The organism is Candidatus Salinivivens marinus (assembly GCF_965655845.1).
GTDB classification, from domain to species: domain Bacteria; phylum Pseudomonadota; class Alphaproteobacteria; order Rhodobacterales; family Rhodobacteraceae; genus Salinivivens; species Salinivivens marinus.
This window is the reverse complement of the sequence record NZ_CBFHHX010000003.1, coordinates 139,480-155,725: the sequence shown is the minus strand read 5'-3', so window position 1 is coordinate 155,725 and position 16,246 is coordinate 139,480. Positions and strand designations below refer to the sequence as shown.

The window sequence follows — 16,246 nt, the reverse complement described above, 5'->3', positions numbered from 1 at the left end:
CCCCTTTGACTACGCATATCATAAACTCACTTACTAAATGTCTTGATATTTTATATCCGCATTATCTTACTTTCAAAGTCGCCAAACCCACCATTGCAAGAATGAGTGAAATTATCCAAAAACGAATGACTATTTGAGGTTCCGCCCATCCTTTTTTCTCAAAATGATGATGGATTGGCGCCATCAAGAATACTCTTTTACCTGTCATTTTGAAGTAAAGTACTTGTATAATTACTGAGAGCGCCTCAACGACAAAAAGCCCCCCGACAATCGCAAGAACTATTTCATGTTTCGTAGCAACGGCAACTGCACCGAGAGCGCCCCCGAGCGCCAAAGACCCTGTATCGCCCATAAAAACGGCAGCTGGTGGTGCATTATACCAGAGAAAACCTAATCCGGCACCAAAAATCCCAGAGCAAAGAATTAGAATTTCTCCCGTACCATTGACATAATGAACATCTAAATATTCTGTAAAATCTACTCTTCCCACAGCATACGCAATTACCCCAAGAGCGCCGGCTGCAATCATCACCGGCATTATGGCTAATCCGTCCAAGCCATCAGTCAAATTTACGGCATTCGCCGACCCAACAATTACAATCATTGCAAAGGGAACAAACAAAAATCCAAGATCAACCAGCAAATTTTTAAAAATCGGGAGGGCCAACCTATTTTGCAATGCGTCTGGATGATTAGTAGCAATAAAATATGCTGCAACGGCGGCTACCAAGAAACCAGATAACAAACGTATTTTACTTGATACACCCTTCGGATTCTGGCGACTTACCTTAAGATAGTCATCGATAAACCCTATCCCACCAAAACAAATTGTTACAAAAAGGACTATAATTACATAATTATTATCAAGCCTGGCCCACATAACTGTTGAAAAAACCAATGCCGATAAAACAAGTAAGCCTCCCATTGTAGGAGTCCCTGACTTTGCCGCATGCGCTTCAGGACCATCGTCACGAATAGGTTGTCCCTTGCCCTGTCTACGTCGTAGCACATTAATTAATGGCCGGCCAAAAACAAAACCAAAGATTAGAGCCGTAAAAAAAGCTCCCCCAGCTCGAAAGGTAATATAACGGAAAAGATTAAAGAAATCTCCTCCATCTGACAGAGCCGCAAGCCAATACAACATTTATAAATCCCTTTCGCACATCTCGACTTAATTTATTTCTTCATGGCGCGAATTGCGTCCACTATAGACGACAACCCGACACTCTTTGACGATTTAACTAAAACTTTATCACCCGCTTGTAGTATATTTTCCAAGTCAGCAATTAACTCATTTTTGCTCTCATAATGGCAACCTTTTATATTAGAAGGCAGTTTTTTATGTAAATGATACATTAAAGGTCCCAAAGTATGAATAATATCGACATCGGCTAACTCTGGCCAGGATATTATTTCCTCATGAAGCATAACTTCATTCTCACCGAGCTCTAACATGTCACCCAAAAAAGCTACTCTTCGACTGCAGTTTAAAGTTCTTTGAGTCAAAAGCTGCAAAGCAGATTTCATCGAGGATGGGTTTGCATTGAAAGCGTCGTCAATCAAAAAAATATTACCGGAGGGTAGGAAAATTTTTTCAAAAGAACCCCGACCACTCGATGGCTCCCATTTAGCCAGATCTTGCGATGCCTTTTCAATGTTAGCCCCAAGACAGTCAGCACAAAGTAGAACACCTAAAGAGTTTTCCACAAAATGGAAGCCAGATGAACCAACAATAAACTCTAAATCTCTATCATTAAATTGGCACTGGACCTTAATTCTGCCGTTAAGTTTTTGCATTTTTTTAGCTCTAAGATTACTGTCTATTCCACCAAAAGAAATAAACTGGCTGCCATTTTTTATAGTTTGTTTTTTCAAAATTTCGTAACCGGGAGTATCAGCATTTAATACCGCAATCCCTGTACTTTTTAGGCCCTTCACGATTTGGGCTTTCTCATGAGCAATTCCAGCTATATCTCCAAAAGCTTCCAAGTGAGCTTTGCCAATTGCAGTTATTAATACTACGTCCGCAGCAGTCATTCGTGCCAATGGCTCAATTTCACCAGGTTTATTCATTCCAATTTCAACTACGGCATAAGTTGCGTCGATTGGTAAGTTCGCTAGCGTCAAAGGAACACCAAGATAATTATTAAAACTGGCGGGCGAAGCATGCGTTTTACCCTGAACCTCTAGAATGGTTTTGAGCATGTTTTTTGAGGAGGTCTTCCCAACTGATCCAGTTATAGCAACCAATTTTGCTTGACTTCTTTCTCTTTGATATTTGCCCAAGTTTTCGAGTGCTTCTTGTACAGATGGGACCAAAAGCAAAGGAGTGTTTGAGGGAATTTCAGCAGGAACATGATCAACCAGAGCACCTTTCGCCCCCAATCTTATAGCGTCATTAATAAAATTGTGACCATCACGTTTTGCCTTAACGGCCACAAATAGTTCATCTGATTTGATCGATCTACTATCTATCGAAACCCCTGCGACGCCATCATTTCGCCAGTCACCGCTCAGGTCACCAGCAGTAGCTTTAACTAAGTCACTCTGGGACCACAACATCATAAAGCTCCATCCAATGCTTCAACAGATATTGAAGCCTGTTCGGCATCATCAAATGGAAGAGTATCATTACCAATGACTTGCCCAGTTTCATGTCCTTTTCCACATATTATTAAAGCATCACCCACATCAAGCATATCAACTGCTCTTAAAATTGCTTCTGCCCTATCGCCATATTCATGAATGGCATCACGACTAAGATCTTTGATAATCATTTGCCGAATTTTTGCTGGATCCTCGCTTCTAGGATTATCATCCGTAACGATTACAACATCTGCGTTTTGAGAGGCGGCAAGTCCCATGAGAGGCCTTTTGGACTGATCACGATCCCCACCTGCACCTATCACAGCAATTATTCTTCCAAAAACGTGCGGTCTTAGCGATTTAATTGCAGTCTCGATTGCATCCGGAGTATGGGCGTAATCGACAAATACATTTGCTCCATTTGCTCTTGAGGCTGCAAGTTCCATACGACCTCTAACTGTGATTAAATTGTGAAGAACATTGAAAACATCTTGCGGCTCAGAACCAAGGGAAATGACCAATGCGGCTGCCATAAGGACATTTTCAGCTTGAAAACCACCTATTAAATTTAATCTTTTTTGGTAAAGAATTCCATCATATTTAAAGAAAACTTCCTGACCAGAACTATCGAAAGTTTGCCTTTCTAATTCTATATTTGAGCCTTTGGATTTGCCCAAAGTGACAACTAAGTTACCCTGCGCTTTAAGTTCTTCCGCCAATAATTTTATTCTGTTGTTATTTACATTGAATACTGCAGTCTTATCGCTTGTGAGGAGTTGTCTAAACAATAATGCTTTAGCTTCAAAATAGTCATCTTTAGACTTATGGTAATCCAAATGATCTTGAGAAAAATTGGTGAAACAAGCCCCCGAAAATTGAACACCATCTAGCCGGCTTTGATCAAGCCCATGGCTCGAAGCTTCTAGTGCAACATGATCTATTCCATTCGCTTTCAAATTGAAGAGCAATTGATGCATTTCCAATGCGTCAGGGGTTGTATGCCTTAATGGCTGCGTCCACGCTCCACGAACTCCATTGGTTCCAATACTAACTGCCTCAATATCTAAATTACTCCAGATTTGTTGGCAGAAACTGGCCACAGATGTCTTACCGTTTGTACCAGTAACTGCCACTATTTGAGCGGGCTGCTGTTCAAACCAAAGAGCAGCACAGCGAGCCAGTGTTTCTCTTGGATTTTCAACCACAACAAAAACAACATTTGAAGTGTTTGAATTACTGAAATAATTAGAGTATCCGATTTTATCAGTTAGGACAGCGGAAGCACCAGCGTGAATTGCCGAGGACACAAAATTAATTCCATGCGAATTTACGCCAGGCAATGCTGCAAACAAGAAGCCATCGCACACTTTTCTGCTATCATTAGTTATGCCAGTTATTGCTGGATTTTCACCACTTTGAGAGGTAAGGCCTAAATCGGACAATGTTTTATTTTGCAACTTCATAGAAAATACATGTTTTTAATTCGATTGTAATAAAGATATCTTAGTTCATTTTTGCGGGCAAAACTCTAAATAAGTTATCTTTATTATTTTGAGGCCTCAATCCTAGTAACGGAGCTATTCTAGTGATTATTTCTGCCGCTACTGGTACAGCCGTCCATCCCGCGGTACGCCGAACTTCTTCTCCGGTATTATCTTCAGGCTCATCCATGGTTACAACTAATACATATTTGGGGTTGTTCGCAGGAAACAATGCGGCAAAATTTGTTATGACCTTGTCTTCATAGTATCTACCCGTTGGGCTGGGCTTATCAGCGGTTCCCGTTTTGCCAGCCACTGGATAACCTGGTACTTCCGCCATTGTAGCCGTGCCTTCCGTGACGACGCTTCTCAACATAGTCAAAGCTTGCTTTGCGACTTTTTCAGAAATGACTCGATCACCATATTTTTGATTTTCCTGAATTTGCAGTGTTGGTGTAACCTTGTATCCTCCATTGCCTATGGCAGCATAAGCTGTAGCTAGATGAAGAGGAGTAGCTGACAAACCGTGCCCATAGGAAATTGTCATCGTTGATAATTCGGACCACTTCTTTGGAAGCAATGGCTTGCCTCCTGACGCTTCGACCATTTCTAATGGCACAATATCAAAAAATCCTAATGATTTTAAAAAATTTTGCTGTTCTGAAGATCCTATTTCCTGGGCAATTCTAGCGGTTCCTATATTAGAAGATTTTGAAATTACTTTTTTAACTGACAGCTCAGATCCGTAATTGTGGAAATCTCGTATTTTAAATTTCCCCCATCTTAATGGGCCACTTACATTAATCATAGTTTCTGGAGAAACCAGGTTAAGCTCCAGTGCCTGTGCTATGGCAAAGATTTTAAATGTGGAACCCAACTCGTATACGCCTTGGATTGCCCGATTGAACAATGGACTGTTTCCGGGATCGCCACTAGAAGGTAATTTCGGTCGATGATTAGGATCAAAGTCGGGGAGTGATGCAAGTGAAATAATTTCGCCGTTGTAAACATTCATCAAAATCGCGGCAGCTCCTTTGGCATTCAGAAGCGACATCCCGCTTTCTAAAACACTCTCTACTGCTGCTTGCACAGATAAGTCGATTGAAAGTTCAAGAGGGTTAGCTGATGATGCTGGACTCCTCAATCTCTCGTCAAATGTTTTTTCTACACCTGCGACCCCAATTACCTCAGCAGAGTGCACACCCTCCCGACCGAAGCTTGCTCCCCCAAGAACATGCGCAGCTAATTTACCATTTGGATAAAGTCGCATTTCTCGCGGACCAAAGCGTAACCCAGGATCTCCCAGATCGTGTACCGCTTGATAAGCTTCCGGACTAATACGTTTTTTTATCCATAGAAACTTTCTTTTTCCCGTAAACTCCTTGTATAGTTTATCCGCTTTCAAGTCTGGAAAAATTTTTTCCAGCCCATCTGCGGCTCTTCTAGGATCTGTTAAATGAGCCGTTTCAGCGTAAAGCGAATGAGTATCAAGATTTGTGGCCAAGATACGCCCCCGCCTGTCAACAATATTTGCTCTTTGGGCAACAATAGATGAGCCTATTGACTGAATTTGGGCTTCGTGTGGATTTGAAGCTGCCAAATGCCCCATACGAACGACTAGCACTCCGTAAAGACACAGAAATACTGCTGCAAGAACTACCAAACGGCCTTTTGCTTTTAAATGCTCTTGGCTGTCAATTTCATGGTTTCGTCGTCTGGTATTTTCTTGTTCGATTACATCAGTATTTTCGCCTCTTTCTCGTGCTGCAAGGACTTTACCAAGCGGCCGCAAAGGTATTCGGCCGCTTGGCTCAATCATTGGTATAAACCCTTACTTCAGACTGGGATATCTCGGGATTTAAAGCAGAGCTCCATTTAATATTACCTGTTCCATTGCTTAAACGATTAAACTCTCCAAAATTTGTCGCTCTAATAGGGGCCAATTTTAATTGATCAAAACCAAGGTTTGTTAAATGAATAAGACGTTCAGGCCTGTTTAGGTATGCCCACTCCGCCTTAAGTACAGCCAGCTTTGCTCGAGCTTTGCCAATTTCTATCTGAAATTCTTCTGATTTTTTAATTGCCATCTGGGTTTTTACATTTTCCTGATAGGCCCAATATGCGAGAGTAATAACCAAACCGAATATGACTAGATAGAAAAAGTTACGCATAATGTTTTCCTTGTATTGCTGGTATACCAAGTTGACTTGGTAAAAGAGTTGAGCCTGGCTCGGAACTCAGTCTCTTTGCCATTCGAAGTTTTGCAGATCTTGATCTTGGATTATTCAATAATTCTTGATCTGGAGGAATAATTGCTTTTCGATTAACTATCTGAAAATGCTTAACTTCATTTTTTAATTCTGGTGCATATCTATTAGAATTTCCCGCAGAACCACTTCGAAGTTGAAAAAAGCGTTTCACTATTCGATCTTCAAGCGAGTGGAAAGTTACTATCGCTAAAATACCTCCACTCCGAAGTGCTTTCTCTGCTGCAAATAAAGCTTCATATAGCTCGGTGAATTCGTCATTTATGGCTATTCTGAGCGCCTGAAATGATTTTGTTGCGGGATGACTTGCACCAGGTTTTTTTCTAGGCAGACAATTTTCAATCACATTAGATAGATCCAGCGTCGAGACGAATGGCCTCTCAGCTCGCCTTGTAACGATAGCATTTGCAATGCGCCGGCTAGATCTCTCCTCACCAAAGAAATATAGTATATTTGCAATCTCACTTTCGGGTGACGTATTCACCAGATCTGCAGCGCTTGGTCCACTTTTAGACATTCGCATGTCCAAGGGACCGTCTTTCATAAAGGAGAAGCCACGAGAAGCCTCATCTATTTGCATTGAAGAAAGACCAAGGTCTAAGACTATGCCATCTAAATCTGATCCATACTTACCTAAATTGGAAAATTTATCGTTGTGAAGCTGAATTTTATCCGGGTAATTGCTCACCCAAGGCTTTGCAAGATCGAAAACCTGAGGATCGCGATCGATCGAAATAACCTTTTCTGCTCCTGCCTCAAGTAGCGCCCGGGTATAACCACCTGCGCCAAAAGTCCCATCAAGCCAGTATCCTGAAACTGGAGAAATTAGATTTATAATGGGCTCAATTAAAACAGGAATATGCGGCGAGTTAGAAACTGGAAACTGTATATTAATCATCAGATTGACGATCCGAGGCATCTAAATATATCAGAGGATCAAAATCTTCTGGAAGAGACTGCAACCAAGCATTCGCCTTTTCCTGGTCTTCTTTAAATGTTTCTGGGTTCCATATTTGAAACGTATCTCCAGAAGCAATAAAATATGCCTCTGCTTTTATTCCTATTTTTTCCCTTAATCTTTGGGGAATAACTAATCTTCCAGTATCATCAACAGATGTAGGGAAACTCTGACCATGAAAAAGCCTTTCAAGCATCTTCCGTTGAATTGACCCTCTCGGTAAATCACTGATCTTCTGATCAACTTCGTCAATTGCTTGAATAGTATAGCACTCAAGAAAGTTTTTCCTGCTGTCGCCGTAAACAATAACGAGTTCCGGCTGTAGCCCATCTGTCCACCCTGGATCACAAGACTCAATTACTCGCCGAAACAGGGCTGGAATTGAAACCCGACCCTTACTATCAACTTTATTAAGTCCTTCACCTCTGAATCTACGCACCAACTTCAATCACCCAATTAATCTCATTCCGCGGAACAGAAACGAAAAGGCGGACCGGGCTACTGCCACTGCCCAATCCGCCGAATTCGTGCCCGACCACTTCAGGCTCTACCGGAGCGCGACATCTGGGGGGGAAATGTGTCTGCACTCCAACTATTAGATGAAACTGGGGCCTGTATGAAACCTGACTTTCAATTTAGGATCTTAGCGTCCTTTATAAATCCCTACTCATCTTGAAACTATATCTGCACGACAAATCCCCATAATGCAAGAAAAAAATGGGATTTTATGGGAATTTAATGCACAAATATAAGAAAAATGAAATTACTTTTCTTGACGGCACAATATATAGTATTGTAATTCATTTAGTTAACTATATACAGACTTTTATCTAAATAAAAAAAATCATAAATATCACAGAATTTTTTACTTTCATTAATATATTCATCAGAATATGCCAACAAATGATTATATTACCACGTATTCCCAAAGTGATCTTAAAAAAATTTATAAATGCGAAATTTGTGACATTGCAATGATAGCCCTCCGATATTAGGATAATACCAAGTTTGGTGTGGAAGAGATTCCACTTAATAGGGAATCCGGTAAGGTTTATTGTGTTCAAGCCAATTCCGGAACTGCCCCCGCAACTGTAGGCGGTTAGCAACGTTAGAAAAGCCACTGGATAATCTGGGAAGGCCTAGCGAAGCAAAGATCCGCAAGTCAGGAGACCTGCCAAACTGTCACCTTATCCGTGAGCGGGGCGCTCTATGGGTTGCGGTAGTTCCGTTGTGGTGAAAATTACACATCGGAAAGGTCAGTCCTTTCTAGAAATTAAAACGATAGTGGTACAGGAGTGCCAATGAAAGGCGTTATTATGAATAAAATATTATCAATAACTGGTTTATTAATGTTTCAAGCCAGCACTTGCTTTGCTCAGGAAACCTATGACCTCGGTGAAATATATGTAAGCGCTGGCTTTCAGGACATTGATATTAATAAAACCGGATCAAGTGTTAAAGTTTTGCAGTCCGATGAGTTAAAAACAAACGTGTTTGATGCAGTAAATTTATTGGACGCCCAGTCAGGTGTAGCAATGTCATCGTCAGGTGGAGTGGGCTCCCAAACAGGTATCAGGCTTCGGGGTTTATCCCAAAGCTACGTTGCTGTTCGTGTGGATGGTGTGGATATTTCTGATCCGACTGGGACTCAAAATAGTTACGATTTCGGTGGTATTATGACATCAGGATTTGATCAAATTGAAATAATGAAAGGATCTCAGTCAGCAATTTACGGATCAGAAGCAATAGGCGGTGTAATCAATTTCAAAACAAATAATTCAAAAACCATTGGTAATAACACTGAAACAAATATTACTTTGGGTTCAAACAACACTGTAACGGCAAATATTAAAATCACCCAAGCTGAGGACAGTAGCAGTTATGCACTGTCCATCAATAACATGACCACTGAAGGTTATTCGGCGAAATCAGATAACGACGAAACCGATCCGTACAGCAAAACTGAGATCCGATTAGTTATGGATCGAAATATAAATGAACAACTAACTCTCGGAGCGACAGCTTTATATTCTGAGGAAGAAATTGATTATGATGGCTTCAATCATGAGTTTGATCATATTGACAGAACTCGATCAGCCGGAAGCATATATGCATCATTTGATTCAGGATCAATTACAAATAAAATCAAAAGATCATTTTCTAACACTGATAGGTATGATCGTAACGGTTGGAACAAGAGCTTCATCGGAAGCCGAGATGTTTGGAATTACACAGGACAGACCATTTTTAATGGAGCAAATGTTACTTTTGGTTATGAAGAAAGCACGGAAGAAGCTGATATCGATGGACAAATCAAAGACTATAAAGAAACAGCAGTAATTTCTGAGGTAAATTACGCGCTGGGAAAAAACAGTGATATATCATTAGCTGCACGGCGCACTAGCTCAAAGAACTACGGAAATGATACCACCTACCGTCTGGCGGCTATTAACAGACATCAAGATGAATTAACCAGTCGATTAGTTTTGAGCAGCGGCTTTAGAGCACCATCACTTTACGAACTTTTTGACAGCTACTACGGAAATTCAACATTTACCCCAGAAACAAGCCTGAATGCTGAAATCGGGTTAGAGAAAAAATTAAATGAAACTTCAAAATTAAGTGCAACGATTTTCAATAATACCGTTGATAATTTAATCGAGTTTAACAACGATACTTTTGTTTATGAGCAATATAATGGCAGCACAAAAACAAGTGGTTTGGAACTTTCCTCAAATTTGAAGGTAAGCGATAAGTTCAATTTAAACGCAAATTATACTTACACCAAGGCTGAAACAGGTGACGTTAAAGCGGTAAGAGTTCCAAAACATGATATTGTTTTGAATATTAAAAACCAATTTAGCGAAAACTTTTACAGTTTGCTATCTGTAAAAGTTGCAAAAGATATTGAAGATATTGTCTGGCCATCTAACGTTCAGATGCCAGACTACGAAGTTGTTGATGTTTCATTTACATACGACATGAACGATAAATCATCTATATATTTCAAAGTGCAAAATTTAGCAGATGAAAAGTACGAAACGATAAAAGGATATAATACAGGAGGCCGTCAGTTTTTTGCAGGTATCCGTGCATCTTTTTAGACTTATCGCCTTTTACTCAGTTCTTTATTTTTTTGGGACTATTACATTGGCCACTGAAAACAACCCAAAGGTTGTTTCACTTAATGTATGCACAGATCAATTTGTTATGCTTCTCGCAGATGATAGTCAGATTATTTCATTGTCTGAAATTTCAACAGATATACTTTCTTCTGCAATGGCCCAAGAAGCTTCTAAGTATCACCAGAACAATAGTGGTGCTGAAGAGGTATATTTACTCCAGCCTGATATAGTATTTGCTGGTATCTATACAGCAAAAGCTACTGTAAATATGTTGGAAAGTTTGGGCATTCGTGTCGAAAAATTCGAGCCAGCGAATACAATAGAGCAGATCATCCTCAACATGCAAAGGACTGGTAAACTGCTAGGGCATACTGACCGCGCCAACACACTAGTTGCAAATTTTGAGGCCAGGTTAACAGACCTTACAACGGGTATAAACACTAGACCACGAGCGGCACTATATTACGCGAACGGTTACACAACTGGTGGAAACACTCTCGCAGGGCAAATTTTAGATCTGGCAGGTTTTTCAAACATAGCTTCAGAAATTGGTATACACTGGGGTGGGACGCTGCCATTAGAGTTATTAATTATGTCGAAACCTGAGGTGATTATAACCGGCACGACCTATCCTGGCTCATCTAGATCTGAAGAAATTCTAAAACACCCTGCGCTCAAACCTTTAAGACACGTTTCTTCCACCGATGCAAACTGGGTTTGTGGTACACCACATATTGTGAAGGCGATAGAGGACTTACAAACAATACACCCGGACAAAATGAGCACGAAATGAATTTAAAACTTACATTACTGATATTTCTAATTGCTCTTTTTATTTTTTCACTGAGCACAGGTCATACCACAACCAGTTTCAGCCAGGGCATCACAGCTTTATATTATGGTGATGGCCCTTTAGGCACAGTGATGAGGCAAATAAGACTTCCACGCGCTATTTTGGCGATATTGGTCGGCGCATCGTTGGGTGTATGCGGTGCAGCCCTGCAGGGCTATCTGCGAAACCCCCTTGCAGAGCCAGGTTTAATCGGTGTGTCAGGATCTGCGGCACTTGGCGCGGTTATTTCCTTACAGACAGGTTTCGCGACCTATGTTTGGATGGGTCTACCTATTGCAGCGTTTTCTTTTGCCACCTTAGCAGTATTGCTTCTCCTGTTGTTGGCAGGCCCTCGCGGAAGCTCCTTGACGCTTATTCTAGCTGGAATTGCGGTAAGCGCCTTAGCCGGCGCATTTACATCACTTGCTCTTAATCTATCACCAAACCCATATGCAACTTCTGAAATCGTATTTTGGTTAATGGGATCTCTAGCAGACAGATCTTTCGAACACGTATGGCTAGCTTTACCTTTTTGCGTGATCGGTTGGCTAATGATTGGGTCCATAGGAAAAGCACTTGATGCATTAACCTTAGGCGAGGATGTGGCCTCTTCTTTATCCATTTCATTAACAAAGACAAAATTACTTCTCGTATTTGGCGTTGCTTCTTCGGTCGGGGCAGCGACAGCTGTTTGTGGCGCAATTGGTTTTGTTGGGCTGGTAGTACCGCATTTATTAAGACCACTAGTAAAGGGAAAACCATCAACTCTCATATTAGTTTCTGGTCTTGGGGGCGCCGTCATGGTTCTAGCGGCGGATATAGCAGTCAGGGTAATTTTGCCCGATCGCGACTTAAAACTGGGAGTTTTGATGGCAATTATTGGCGCCCCATTGTTTTTACATCTTATTTATAAAACGAGGTCGGCTCTACAATGACACTATTAACTCTCAAAGATCTTTCGGTAAGAAGAGGACAATGTCCAGTCGTAGATAATGTATCTTTAGAAATCAGAAGTCATGAATTGGTAGGTCTAGTCGGACCTAATGGCGCAGGCAAAACTACGCTTCTTAAAGCTGCCCTTGGTTTGATTGAGCACAGTGGCGATTCATCCTTAGCAGCGTTACCACTAAACGAGCGCTCATCAACAGCCGCTTGGATGCCACAAGAAAGGGAGATAAACTGGCCTATCTCAGTTTTGGAAACAGTCGCACTTGGTCAGCTTTTACCAACTAAAAATCTGGATAAAAATCAAATAATAAATGATGCCTTAGACAGAACGGGGTTAATAAATTATCGCGACCGAATTTCAACCGAACTATCAGGCGGAGAGCAGGCAAGAGTACTGCTTGCCCGTGCACTGGCACAAAACACACCACTGATTTTGGCCGACGAACCAATAGCTGGTTTAGACCCAGCGACTCAATTAACGACCATGAAAATGTTTGCAGACATGGCTAAAGAAGGAAAAGGAGTTTTAATATCACTGCATGACCTAAATTTAGCAGCAACATTCTGCAATAAAATTATAATGTTAGACAGAGGCCGATTGTATGCAATTGGTGACCCTGCACAAACAATGACAGATGAGAACCTGGAAAAGGTTTTCAACGTAAGAGCATATCACGCACGAACTGATAATGGAATAATTTGTCAACCAATAGAAGTATTAAGTCATTCAAATTAGGAGAAAAGCTACATCCTCTGGGGTCAGATGGATGCACTAAAGAAAATGAAAGACTTTAAACCAAATCGTATCGTTTGCTTAACTGAGGAAACCGTGGAAACATTATACTTACTTGGTGAGCAGGACAGAATAGTGGGAGTAACAGGTTACGCTGTAAGACCTCCAGAAGTACGCAAAGAAAAAGTTCGTGTTGGTGCGTTCACCAGCGCTGACATTCCCAAAATACTATTGCTGAACCCTGACTTAGTTCTAACATTTTCAGATCTTCAAGCAGATATCGCAGCAGAATTAATTTTAAAAGGTATTGATGTCCATGCATTTAATCAAAGAAGTGTAGAGGGCATTTTATCAATGATTGCAATGATTGGCTCACTTGTTGGAGCAAACAGGAAAGCTGAGAAATTAATAGCAGATTACACAAAAAAGCTAGAAACCCTGAGAAAGAAAAAAACAGAGGTTTTAAAGGTATATATAGAGGAATGGGATGAACCTTTGATATCAGGCATTTTATGGTTTTCAGAACTTGTGCAAATAGCGGGCGGCGTCGATGTTTTTTCAGATAAATCAAAAAATAAAGATGCAAAAAGTAGAATACTTAACTCGGAAGAGGTAATTAAGGCTAATCCAGACGTTATAATTGCTTCTTGGTGTGGCAAAAAAGTTAGAAAAGAAAAAATTGCTGCAAGAAGTAATTGGAAGTCAATAAACGCAGTCAAAAATGACTTAATTTTTGAAATCAAGTCGCCACTAATTCTTCAGCCGGGACCCGCTGCACTTGGACCAGGATTAGATCAAATTTGCTGTATTTTAGACAATGCCAGAGATAAATTACGAGGTTAGCTTAATGACTGAAATTTTAAATTTTCTAAATAAAGGGGGTCCAGCCTTATGGATAATTTTTCTGCTATCCATAATTCTACTGGCAATTATTTTTTATAAACTATCACATTTAATGAAACTTGGCGTTTGGAATTCCAAGCGCACTAGATTAATTTTAGATGCTTGGAAATTAAATAATATTGAGTATTTGAGAAAAGTTTTTCTAGATACAAAAGGTATTAGAGAGACTCTGGCTAAAAAGACTATAGTCTCAATTATTGACGAAGCTTTAGCAGAAGAAAGTGCTAGAGAAGAATGTGAGGCAGAGGCAAGGAATAGCCTACACCAAGCCAATAAGGGCCTTAGAATTATAGAGCTAATTTCTCATATAGCACCATTGTTGGGCCTTTTGGGAACCGTTCTAGGCATGATAGAGGCTTTCCAAAGATTGCAAGAAAGTGGAAATGAAGCCGACCCGAGTATATTAGCTGGAGGTATTTGGGAAGCCCTTCTTACAACTGCTGCAGGCATGGCAGTGGCTATTGTAGCAACAGTATCTTTAAGTTTTTTTGACAATATAATAGACAAACTTAGAAATGACCTAGAAGATTTAGCAACTCAGATATTTACTAGAAAGCCTGGTGGTTTCGGTGTTTGATTTCGAGCGGTCATTTCATCGACGCAGGCCTTCGTTAACGCCGATAATTGATGTTGTGTTTCTCTTATTGGTTTTCTTTATGTTGGCGTCAACTTTTACCGTGGACAAGAAAGTAAATCTTTTATCTGAAACCATTTATGGCAGCTTGAATTACGATGAGCATCCCAGACTTATTGAAATCAAGAGTGACAAATTGCTAATAAATGGAGTAGAGGCAGATGATACTGTTGCAATAAAAAGGTTAGAAGAGATTACTCTAGATCTTTCTCAAATCATAATTGTACAAGTGCTTGAAGGTACCTCAACCCAGAGAATGCTGGATGTAATTGAGTTACTCAAATCCAGTGGTTTTTCAAATTTAAAAGTGAGCGGCAAGTAATATGCGTTTTGCTGTACACCCCGGTAGAGTAAAAAAAGAGTCCATCATCCCTATGGTAAACGTTATTTTTCTATTACTAATTTTTTTCTTGATGACTTCTAGTTTCATTATTCCCGATCCTTTTGAACTCGACAAACCTTACGCCGATAGTTCAAATAAAGTTAGTACTGAAGAACGACTGTATATATCGAAAATAGGAAAAGTGTTTATATCAGATAAAGTTAATGAAAATGCTTGGAGGTATTTAGAACAAAGCAAACCAGAAAAATTACTTTTGATAGCAGATAGTAGTTTCCCAGCTAAAGATTTGTTAAGTATTTCAGAAAAATTAAAAGAGTTAGGTATTATTGAACTAAACCTATTGACCAACCAGAGGATTGAAAAATGAAATTGCAAGCCTGGTTGTTCTTCATAAGCGCCTCAATCATTCTGCACATGTTTGGTGTGTCGCTTTACTTATCATTCCAAGACAAAATTACGCCTAACATAGAAGGCGCCACTTCGAATCTAGAAATTATAAGTGACACAGAATTATACTTGCTGGAAAAATGGAGCACTCAACCAAGTTTAAACTCGGATAGTCAACCGCTTTCTCCTAAGGCAAACAATGATTATCCACCAGCCCAACAGTCAAACGCTAATTCAAAATTGATTTATCAAAAAAAACCCAACGAGTTAAAACTACCGATCGGTAAAAATAATAGCATTCCCAAAATTAGTAAAAATAACATGCCAGTATCAGAATTAAACCTCACTTTGAGAAAGCCAATCAGGCCAACCGCCATGGCAAATTATGATAAAGCATATACAGCGATATCTTCAGTCACTGGGATAGATATACCAAAGACTTTAAAAAGTAATACCAAGAAAGACATTTATAGGCAGAGTTTTGAACCAACAACTAACTACCTTCCTCAAATAGACATTTATAAAGACCTTTCCAATTATGAACCAAATAACCCTGAAGACCTACTCCCAAAAAAATCATCGCAAATTGATCATAGGCCTGATCAAAAAATTAATAACTTAGATCAGACGCAATTTTCTTCATTGCAAGTAGCAGATCAAAAACCAATTCTAGACAGTGCAAACCAAAGTACCCAAATACAAAATAATAAAAGCAAAATTGACGATGATATTGCTCGAGAATGGGGTTTCAAAATTATAAAAGCACTAAAACGCGCCGTTGATAACCCAATTGGAGTTAGAGGCGAAGCCAGTATTTCAATGGAGCTAACTATTTCAAAAAATGGTGATCTATTAAATGTGAAAATTATTCATAGCTCAGGTAATTCAAGGTTTGATTCAGCAGCTCAAAGAGCCACTCAACTGGCAAACTTTCCAAGAGCTCCTTCGTCTTTCAACAAAGAGAAGAAAATTTTCAAAATTAAGTTAATTCTATAATTTGACAATTTCAAAAAAAACATTTGCCTCAAGATTTACTATAATTGGAAAAT

The 16,246-nt window shown here is 39.9% G+C and carries 16 protein-coding genes and 1 riboswitch; of the genes, 9 read left to right on the top strand and 7 right to left on the bottom strand.

The window, feature by feature from the left end; all coding sequences use genetic code 11:
• Positions 1–61: 61 nt before the first annotated feature.
• Genes mraY through mraZ form a run of 7 tightly spaced genes read right to left on the bottom strand, consistent with a single transcriptional unit; the run spans position 62 to position 7,734 of the window.
• Positions 62–1,144 (bottom strand): phospho-N-acetylmuramoyl-pentapeptide-transferase, encoded by a 1,083-nt coding sequence (gene mraY, locus ACTF5Q_RS04445; protein WP_438953470.1) that lies wholly within the window; start codon positions 1,142–1,144, stop codon positions 62–64.
• 32 nt (positions 1,145–1,176) lie between these two features.
• Positions 1,177–2,565, bottom strand: a complete 1,389-nt coding sequence (locus ACTF5Q_RS04440; protein ID WP_438953469.1) for a UDP-N-acetylmuramoyl-tripeptide--D-alanyl-D-alanine ligase — start codon at positions 2,563–2,565, stop codon at positions 1,177–1,179.
• Positions 2,562–4,049, bottom strand: coding sequence for a UDP-N-acetylmuramoyl-L-alanyl-D-glutamate--2,6-diaminopimelate ligase (locus ACTF5Q_RS04435; RefSeq protein ID WP_438953468.1), 1,488 nt, complete (start codon positions 4,047–4,049; stop codon positions 2,562–2,564). The genes ACTF5Q_RS04440 and ACTF5Q_RS04435 overlap by 4 nt, the downstream gene beginning before the upstream one ends.
• Positions 4,050–4,089: 40 nt before the next feature.
• Positions 4,090–5,886, bottom strand: a complete 1,797-nt coding sequence (locus tag ACTF5Q_RS04430) for a peptidoglycan D,D-transpeptidase FtsI family protein (protein ID WP_438953467.1) — start codon at positions 5,884–5,886, stop codon at positions 4,090–4,092.
• Entirely contained in the window at positions 5,879–6,238 is a 360-nt protein-coding gene (ftsL, locus tag ACTF5Q_RS04425; RefSeq protein WP_438953466.1) for a cell division protein FtsL, read from the bottom strand. The genes ACTF5Q_RS04430 and ftsL overlap by 8 nt, the downstream gene beginning before the upstream one ends.
• Positions 6,231–7,232, bottom strand: a complete 1,002-nt coding sequence (gene rsmH, locus ACTF5Q_RS04420) for a 16S rRNA (cytosine(1402)-N(4))-methyltransferase RsmH (protein WP_438953465.1) — start codon at positions 7,230–7,232, stop codon at positions 6,231–6,233. The genes ftsL and rsmH overlap by 8 nt, the downstream gene beginning before the upstream one ends.
• Entirely contained in the window at positions 7,225–7,734 is a 510-nt protein-coding gene (gene mraZ / locus ACTF5Q_RS04415) for a division/cell wall cluster transcriptional repressor MraZ (protein ID WP_438953464.1), read from the bottom strand. The genes rsmH and mraZ overlap by 8 nt, the downstream gene beginning before the upstream one ends.
• Positions 7,735–8,284: 550 nt before the next feature.
• Positions 8,285–8,485: riboswitch (cobalamin riboswitch) on the top strand.
• A gap of 108 nt (positions 8,486–8,593) precedes the next feature.
• Between mraZ and ACTF5Q_RS04410 the strand changes: the two genes are divergently transcribed.
• From ACTF5Q_RS04410 to ACTF5Q_RS04370, 9 genes are read left to right on the top strand one after another with little or no spacing between them, the layout of a single operon-like run.
• Positions 8,594–10,396 carry a TonB-dependent receptor plug domain-containing protein gene (locus ACTF5Q_RS04410; protein ID WP_438953463.1) on the top strand — a complete coding sequence of 601 codons (1,803 nt, stop codon included), beginning with the start codon at positions 8,594–8,596 and terminating at the stop codon, positions 10,394–10,396.
• A 46-nt stretch (positions 10,397–10,442) separates the two neighbouring features.
• On the top strand, positions 10,443–11,210 hold the full coding sequence (locus ACTF5Q_RS04405; RefSeq protein WP_438953462.1) for an ABC transporter substrate-binding protein: 768 nt from the start codon (positions 10,443–10,445) through the stop codon (positions 11,208–11,210).
• On the top strand, positions 11,207–12,184 hold the full coding sequence (locus ACTF5Q_RS04400) for a FecCD family ABC transporter permease (protein ID WP_438953461.1): 978 nt from the start codon (positions 11,207–11,209) through the stop codon (positions 12,182–12,184). The genes ACTF5Q_RS04405 and ACTF5Q_RS04400 overlap by 4 nt, the downstream gene beginning before the upstream one ends.
• Positions 12,181–12,933 carry an ABC transporter ATP-binding protein gene (locus ACTF5Q_RS04395; RefSeq protein ID WP_438953460.1) on the top strand — a complete coding sequence of 251 codons (753 nt, stop codon included), beginning with the start codon at positions 12,181–12,183 and terminating at the stop codon, positions 12,931–12,933. Before ACTF5Q_RS04400 ends, ACTF5Q_RS04395 begins: the two co-directional genes overlap by 4 nt.
• 27 nt (positions 12,934–12,960) lie before the next feature.
• Positions 12,961–13,773 carry a cobalamin-binding protein gene (locus tag ACTF5Q_RS04390; RefSeq protein ID WP_438953459.1) on the top strand — a complete coding sequence of 271 codons (813 nt, stop codon included), beginning with the start codon at positions 12,961–12,963 and terminating at the stop codon, positions 13,771–13,773.
• A gap of 4 nt (positions 13,774–13,777) precedes the next feature.
• Positions 13,778–14,410 (top strand): MotA/TolQ/ExbB proton channel family protein, encoded by a 633-nt coding sequence (locus ACTF5Q_RS04385; protein WP_438953458.1) that lies wholly within the window; start codon positions 13,778–13,780, stop codon positions 14,408–14,410.
• The gene (locus ACTF5Q_RS04380) at positions 14,403–14,789 is read left to right on the top strand and encodes an ExbD/TolR family protein (RefSeq protein WP_438953457.1); all 387 of its coding nucleotides are present in this window, start codon (positions 14,403–14,405) and stop codon (positions 14,787–14,789) included. Before ACTF5Q_RS04385 ends, ACTF5Q_RS04380 begins: the two co-directional genes overlap by 8 nt.
• 1 nt (position 14,790) lies before the next feature.
• On the top strand, positions 14,791–15,177 hold the full coding sequence (locus tag ACTF5Q_RS04375) for an ExbD/TolR family protein (protein ID WP_438953456.1): 387 nt from the start codon (positions 14,791–14,793) through the stop codon (positions 15,175–15,177).
• On the top strand, positions 15,174–16,193 hold the full coding sequence (locus tag ACTF5Q_RS04370) for a TonB family protein (RefSeq protein ID WP_438953455.1): 1,020 nt from the start codon (positions 15,174–15,176) through the stop codon (positions 16,191–16,193). Before ACTF5Q_RS04375 ends, ACTF5Q_RS04370 begins: the two co-directional genes overlap by 4 nt.
• Positions 16,194–16,246 lie beyond the last annotated feature (53 nt).

Excerpts from the sequence above, each read along its gene's own strand:
- mraY (WP_438953470.1), bottom strand. The coding sequence starts at position 1,144 with ATGTTGTATTGGCTTGCGGCTCTGTCAGATGGAGGAGATTTCTTTAAT.
- ACTF5Q_RS04440 (WP_438953469.1), bottom strand. The coding sequence starts at position 2,565 with ATGATGTTGTGGTCCCAGAGTGACTTAGTTAAAGCTACTGCTGGTGAC.
- ACTF5Q_RS04435 (WP_438953468.1), bottom strand. The coding sequence starts at position 4,049 with ATGAAGTTGCAAAATAAAACATTGTCCGATTTAGGCCTTACCTCTCAA.
- ACTF5Q_RS04430 (WP_438953467.1), bottom strand. The coding sequence starts at position 5,886 with ATGATTGAGCCAAGCGGCCGAATACCTTTGCGGCCGCTTGGTAAAGTC.
- ftsL (WP_438953466.1), bottom strand. The coding sequence starts at position 6,238 with ATGCGTAACTTTTTCTATCTAGTCATATTCGGTTTGGTTATTACTCTC.
- rsmH (WP_438953465.1), bottom strand. The coding sequence starts at position 7,232 with ATGATTAATATACAGTTTCCAGTTTCTAACTCGCCGCATATTCCTGTT.
- ACTF5Q_RS04410 (WP_438953463.1), top strand. The coding sequence starts at position 8,594 with ATGAAAGGCGTTATTATGAATAAAATATTATCAATAACTGGTTTATTA.
- ACTF5Q_RS04400 (WP_438953461.1), top strand. The coding sequence starts at position 11,207 with ATGAATTTAAAACTTACATTACTGATATTTCTAATTGCTCTTTTTATT.
- ACTF5Q_RS04395 (WP_438953460.1), top strand. The coding sequence starts at position 12,181 with ATGACACTATTAACTCTCAAAGATCTTTCGGTAAGAAGAGGACAATGT.
- ACTF5Q_RS04390 (WP_438953459.1), top strand. The coding sequence starts at position 12,961 with ATGGATGCACTAAAGAAAATGAAAGACTTTAAACCAAATCGTATCGTT.
- ACTF5Q_RS04385 (WP_438953458.1), top strand. The coding sequence starts at position 13,778 with ATGACTGAAATTTTAAATTTTCTAAATAAAGGGGGTCCAGCCTTATGG.
- ACTF5Q_RS04375 (WP_438953456.1), top strand. The coding sequence starts at position 14,791 with ATGCGTTTTGCTGTACACCCCGGTAGAGTAAAAAAAGAGTCCATCATC.
- ACTF5Q_RS04370 (WP_438953455.1), top strand. The coding sequence starts at position 15,174 with ATGAAATTGCAAGCCTGGTTGTTCTTCATAAGCGCCTCAATCATTCTG.